Genomic DNA, 6,458 nt, shown 5'->3' with positions numbered 1-6,458 from the left:
TGTCGCACCATCTCGATCCAGCGCGGCGGCACGCCCTGCTCGTCACGCTCGTAGAACTTCGGGGCCACCGCCTGCTCCAACAGGCTGTACAACCCGTTGGCCTCCAGGTCGTCGCGGCGGTTGTCGTCGGCGACACCGTCGGCCGAAGGGATCTCCCACCCGTTCTCGCCGTCGTACCACTCGTCCCACCAACCGTCGCGGATGGACAAGTTCAGGCCGCCATTGAGCGCGCTCTTCATTCCCGATGTGCCGCACGCTTCCAACGGCCGCAGCGGGTTGTTCAGCCAGACGTCGCAGCCCCAATAGAGCAGCCGGGCCATGGACATGTCGTAGTCGGGCAGGAAGGCGATGCGGTGGCGCACCTCGGGCCGGTCGGCGAACCGCACGACCTGCTGGATCAACGCTTTCCCGCCGTCGTCGGCCGGGTGTGACTTACCGGCGACGATCAGCTGAATGGGCCGTTCCGGGTCGAGCAGCAACCGCTCCAGCCGCTCCGGGTCGCGCAGCATCAGGGTCAGGCGCTTGTACGTCGGCACCCGTCGGGCGAACCCGATGGTGAGCACGTTGGGGTCGAAAGCCGTTTTGATCCAACCTAATTCGGCTTCCGACGCGCCACGTTCCAGCCACGACCGGTGTAGCCGGGCCCGCACGTCCTCGACCAGCAGGGCCCGCAACTGCGAGCGAATCCACCACAGGTGTCCCGGATCGACCTGTTGCAGTCGCAGCCACACGGCCGGCTCGCTGAACGAGTCGGATCCGGCCAACTCGCGGCCCAGCTGCAGCCACTGCGGCGCCGCCCAGGTGCGCGCGTGCACACCGTTGGTGATCGACCCGATCGGCACCTCCTCGGGGTCGAAGCCCTGCCACAACTCGTTGAACATCACCCGGCTCACCCGGCCGTGCAGCAGCGAGACACCGTTGGCCCGCTGCGCCAACCGCAGCCCCATGTGGGCCATGTTGAACTTGGTCGGGTCGTCCTCGGCGCCCAGGGCGAGGATCCGTTCGGTGGGGACACCGGGCAGCAGGGTGGCGACGCTGGCGCCCTCGTCGTCGAAGTAGCGCTGCACCATCTCCACCGGGAAGCGATCGATCCCCGCGGGCACCGGGGTGTGGGTGGTGAACACAGTGCTCGATCGCACCACCGTCAACGCGGTGTCGTAGTCCAGGCCTGCCTCGGTGACCAGTTCGCGGATGCGTTCGGCGCCGAGGAAACCGGCGTGGCCCTCGTTCATGTGGAACACCTCGGGCGCCGGGCGCCCCTCGAGGGTGGTGAACGCCCGGATCGCCCGCACCCCACCGATGCCGGCGAGGATCTCCTGCTTGATGCGGTGTTCTTGGTCTCCGCCGTAGAGGCGGTCGGTGACGCTGCGCAGCTCGTGTTCGTTCTCCGGGACATCGGAGTCCAGCAGCAGCAATGGCACCCGACCCACCTGCGCAACCCAGACGCGCGCCCGCAGCCGGGCCGAGTCCGGCAGCGCCAGCTCGACCAGCACCGGGTCGCCGACGCCGTCGGTGAGCAGGCGCAACGGCAGGCCCTGCGGGTCCAGCGAGGGGTACGTCTCCTGCTGCCAGCCGTCGGCGGTCAGCGACTGGCGGAAATATCCCGAGCGGTAGTACAGGCCCACGGCGATCAACGGCAGCCCGAGATCGGATGCGGCCTTCAGATGGTCGCCGGCCAGGATTCCCAGTCCGCCGGAGTAGTTGGGCAACACCTCGGCGATGCCGAACTCCATCGAGAAGTACGCAATCCCGGTGGGCATCGCGACGCCCGCGGCCTCCTGCTGCTGATACCACAGCGGACGGGTCAGATAGTCGTTCAGATCGGCCGCGAGTTCGTCGAGGCGCCGCAGGAAGTCCTCGTCCATCGCCAGCTCGTCCAGGCGCGCGGGTTTGACGGCGCCGAGCACCGCCACCGGGTCCTTGCCGCAGTTGGACCACAATTCCGGGTCGATGCTCGCGAAGAGGTCTTGCGTGGGTTTCTCCCAGGACCAGCGCAGGTTCGTCGACAGTTGGTCCAGGGCGGCGAGACGGTCGGGAAGGTGGGCACGGACGTTAAAGCGACGAAGGGCCTTCACGCACGTCTACGTTACTGCGGTTTTCGCTGCGTGCAGGGTTCCACAGCGACCCCTTAGGGAGACGGCTTTTTGGCGCCCCCGGTGTAGCCGGACACTAGGGTGGGTATGGGGCGCACGGAGGCGAGCAGACAACGACCTAACGAACGAACACCCCGATGACGCCAGCGGAGCCGGTTGGGGTGAGAAGCCTAGGAAACCCCGATGACGATGCGGACCGCAACGGAATCGGGAATCGAAATCCCCCGGCGACAAGGCGGCCCGCGGTTGCGGACCGCTGAGGAGCCGGGAATCGAAATGGAGTGATTCGGTGCCCGGTCGTGTCGAGATAGATGACGTTCAGCCCGTTGTCTCCTGCGGTACGTATCCCGCGAAAGCGGTGGTCGGTGAGGTAATTCCGGTCCGAGCAGCGGTCTGGCGCGAAGGCCACGAGGCCGTGGCCGCCACGCTGGTGGTGCGGTTCCTGGGGACGCGCTACCCCCAGGGCGCCGAGGTGCGCAAGCTCAAGGCGGTGCAGCCCGCCGAGTCCGAACTGGCCGGCCGGCCGGATTCAGTCAGGGCCGACCAAGCAGCCGAGCAACGCATCAAGCCGTTGCAGTTGCCGATGACGGAGGGTCTGGAGCCCTACGTTTTCCACGGACAGTTCACCCCGGACCGGGCCGGCCTGTGGACGTTTCGCGTCGACGGTTGGGGCGACCCCATTCACAGTTGGCGCCACGGGGTGATCGCCAAGCTCGATGCGGGCCAAGGGGAGAACGAACTCTCCAACGACTTACTGGTTGGGGCCGCGCTGTTCGAACGCGCCGCCACCGGCGTGCCGCGTCAACTGCGCCACCCGCTGCTCGAAGCCGCGACGGCGCTGCGCACCCCGGGTGATCCGCTGACGCGCACCGCGCCGGCGCTGAGCCCGGAAGTTGAGGAACTGCTCGACCAGTTCCCGCTGCGGGAGCTGGTCACGCGGGGCGAACAGTACGGCGTGTGGGTGGACCGGCCGCTGGCCCGGTTCGGCTCGTGGTACGAGATGTTCCCGCGGTCCACCGGCGGCTGGGACGACGACGGGAACCCGGTGCACGGCACCTTCGCCACCGCCGCGGCCGCGCTGCCGCGGATCGCCGACATGGGCTTCGACGTGGTGTATCTGCCGCCCATCCATCCGATCGGCGAGGTACACCGCAAGGGTCGCAACAACAATCCGACTGCATCCCCTGGTGACGTCGGATCGCCGTGGGCGATCGGCAGCGCCGACGGCGGCCATGACGCCGTCCACCCGAGCCTGGGCACGATCGACGACTTCGACGACTTCGTCGCCGCCGCCCGCGAGCTGGGCCTGGAGGTGGCACTGGACCTGGCGCTGCAGTGCGCGCCGGACCATCCCTGGGCCCGCGACCACCGCAACTGGTTCACCGAGCTGCCCGACGGCACCATCGCCTACGCGGAGAATCCGCCGAAGAAGTACCAGGACATCTATCCACTCAACTTCGACAACGACCCCGCGGGCCTCTACGACGAGGTGCTGCGGGTGGTGCTGCACTGGGTTGACCACGGCGTCAAGTTCTTTCGGGTGGACAACCCGCACACCAAGCCGCCGAACTTCTGGGCCTGGTTGATCGCTCAGGTGAAAGCCGTTCATCCCGACGTGCTGTTCCTCTCGGAGGCCTTCACCCCGCCGGCTCGCCAGTACGGGCTGGCCAAGCTGGGCTTCACGCAGTCCTACAGTTACTTCACCTGGCGCACGGCCAAATGGGAGCTGACCGAATTCGGCAACGACATCGCCCGGCTCGCCGACTTCCGCACACCGAACCTCTTCGTCAACACCCCGGACATCCTGCATGAGGTGCTGCAGCATCACGGCCCGGGCATGTTCGCCATCCGCGCCGTGCTGGCGGCCACCATGAGCCCGGCCTGGGGGGTGTACTCCGGGTACGAGCTGTTCGAACACCGCGCGGTGCGGGAGGGTAGCGAGGAGTACCTGGACTCCGAGAAGTACGAACTGCGCCCCCGCGATTTCGCGGGCGCGCTGGCCGACGGACGGTCACTGGAGCCGTTCATCAAGCGGCTCAACGAAATTCGCCGGCTGCACCCGGCACTGCAGCAATTGCGCAACATTCACTTCCACAACATCGACAACGACGCGTTGATGGCGTACAGCAAGTTCGACCCGGCCACCGGAGACTGCGTTCTGGTGGTCGTGACGATCAATGCATTCGGGCCTGAAGAGGCGACGTTGTGGCTGGACATGGAGGCGCTGGGCAGGGAGCCCTACGAGCGGTTCTGGGTGCGCGATGAGATCACCGGTGAGGAATACCAATGGGGGCAGAGCAATTACATCCGCATCGACCCGGGGCGCGCAGTCGCCCACATCGTCAACATGCCGCTCATACCCGACGAGTCCCGCGTCAGGCTGCTGCGCAGGAGGTGAGGGAAAATGAATAAAGCCGATCAATTGACCAGCGCTCATCTGGCACCCGACCCTGTCGAGGTCGCCACGCTGGCCGCGGGTGCACATCACAATCCGCACGGCATTCTGGGCGCCCACGAGTACGGCGACCACACCGTCGTCCGGGCGTTCCGTCCCCACGCGACCAGCGTCGTGGCGCTGGTCGGTGACGACCGATATCCCCTGCAGCACATCGATTCCGGACTGTTCGCCGTCGCGCTTCCGTTTGTGGACCTGGTCGACTATCGGCTCGAGGTGACCTACGAGGGTTCCGGGCCGCATGTCGTCGCCGACCCCTACCGGTTCCTGCCCACACTGGGCGAGGTGGACCTCCATCTGTTCGCCGAAGGCCGCCACGAAAGACTCTGGGAAGTCCTTGGTGCCCACCCCCGTTCGTTCACCACGCCCGACGGCGTGGTCAACGGGGTGTCGTTCGCGGTATGGGCGCCCAACGCCAAGGGCGTCAGCCTGATCGGCGAGTTCAACGGGTGGACGGGCAACGACGCCCCGATGCGCGTCCTTGGCTCGTCGGGTGTCTGGGAATTGTTCTGGCCGGACTTTCCGGTCAACGGCCTGTACAAGTTCCGGGTGCATGGTGCCGACGGCGTGGTGTCCGATCGTGCCGACCCGTTCGCGTTCGGCACCGAAGTGCCTCCTCAGACGGCGTCGCGGGTGACGGTCAGCGACTACACCTGGAGCGACGACGACTGGATGACGCAGCGCCCCAGCCGTAACCCGGTGTTCGAGCCGATGAGTACCCTCGAAGTCCACCTCGGCTCCTGGCGTCCCGGACTGAGCTATCTGCAGCTCGCTCGGGAGCTGACCGAATATGTTGTGGAGCAAGGGTTCACGCACGTCGAGTTGCTGCCCGTCGCCGAGCACCCGTTCGGGGGATCCTGGGGCTACCAGGTCACGTCGTACTATGCGCCGTCGTCGCGATTCGGCACACCCGACGAGTTCCGCGCCGTGGTGGACGCGCTGCACCAGGCCGGCATCGGGGTGATCGTCGACTGGGTGCCCGCCCACTTCCCCAAGGACGCCTGGGCGCTGGGGCGATTCGACGGCACCCCGCTCTACGAGCATTCCGACCCCAAGCGCGGTGAGCAGCTGGACTGGGGCACATACGTTTTCGACTTCGGTCGACCGGAGGTGCGCAATTTCCTGGTGGCCAACGCCTTGTACTGGCTGGAGGAATTCCACATCGACGGCCTGCGGGTGGACGCGGTCGCATCGATGCTCTACCTGGACTACTCACGCCCCGAAGGCGGTTGGACACCCAACATCTACGGCGGCCGGGAGAACCTGGAGGCCGTGCAGTTCCTGCAGGAGATGAACGCCACGGCACACAAGGCAGCGCCCGGCATTGTCACCATCGCCGAGGAATCGACGTCCTGGCCCGGCGTGACAAGGCCCACCAACCTTGGCGGCCTGGGCTTTTCGATGAAATGGAACATGGGCTGGATGCACGACACGCTGGACTACCTCAGCCGTGATCCGATCTATCGCAACTATCACCACCACGAGATGACCTTTTCGCTGCTGTATGCGTTCAGCGAGAACTATGTGCTGCCGCTCAGCCACGACGAGGTGGTGCACGGCAAGGGCACCCTGTGGGGCCGGATGCCGGGTGACAACCACACCAAGGCGGCCGGGCTGCGCAACCTGCTGGCCTACCAGTGGGCCCACCCCGGCAAGCAATTGCTGTTCATGGGACAGGAATTCGGCCAGCGTGCCGAATGGTCCGAGGAACGCGGCCTGGACTGGTGGCAGCTTGACGAGCAAGGTTTTTCCAACGGTGTCCTGCGGTTGGTGCGTGACATCAATGGGATCTACGTCAGCCACCCGGCGTTGTGGAGCCAGGACACCACCCCCGAGGGCTATTCCTGGATCGATGCCAACGACTCCGCCAACAACGTGCTCAGCTTCCTGCGGTATGGCAGCGACGGTTC

At 66.3% G+C, this 6,458-nt stretch carries 3 protein-coding genes; 2 read left to right on the top strand and 1 reads right to left on the bottom strand.

The window, feature by feature from the left end:
* On the bottom strand, positions 1-2,075 hold a 2,075-nt coding region (gene glgP / locus A9X01_RS14535; protein WP_065121454.1), incomplete at its 3' end, for an alpha-glucan family phosphorylase.
* A 307-nt stretch (positions 2,076-2,382) separates the two neighbouring features.
* Between glgP and A9X01_RS14530 the strand changes: the two genes are divergently transcribed.
* Positions 2,383-4,491, top strand: coding sequence for an alpha-1,4-glucan--maltose-1-phosphate maltosyltransferase (locus A9X01_RS14530; RefSeq protein WP_065121453.1), 2,109 nt, complete (start codon positions 2,383-2,385; stop codon positions 4,489-4,491).
* Between the two features lie 6 nt (positions 4,492-4,497).
* The coding region (gene glgB, locus A9X01_RS14525; protein ID WP_065121452.1) for a 1,4-alpha-glucan branching protein GlgB at positions 4,498-6,458 on the top strand (1,961 nt) is incomplete at its 3' end.

This window comes from Mycobacterium asiaticum (genome assembly GCF_001668675.1).
In the GTDB taxonomy this organism is placed as follows: Bacteria; Actinomycetota; Actinomycetes; order Mycobacteriales; family Mycobacteriaceae; genus Mycobacterium; species Mycobacterium asiaticum_D.
The sequence above is the reverse complement of the archived record's forward strand: the minus strand, read 5'-3'. Positions and strand labels throughout refer to the sequence as shown.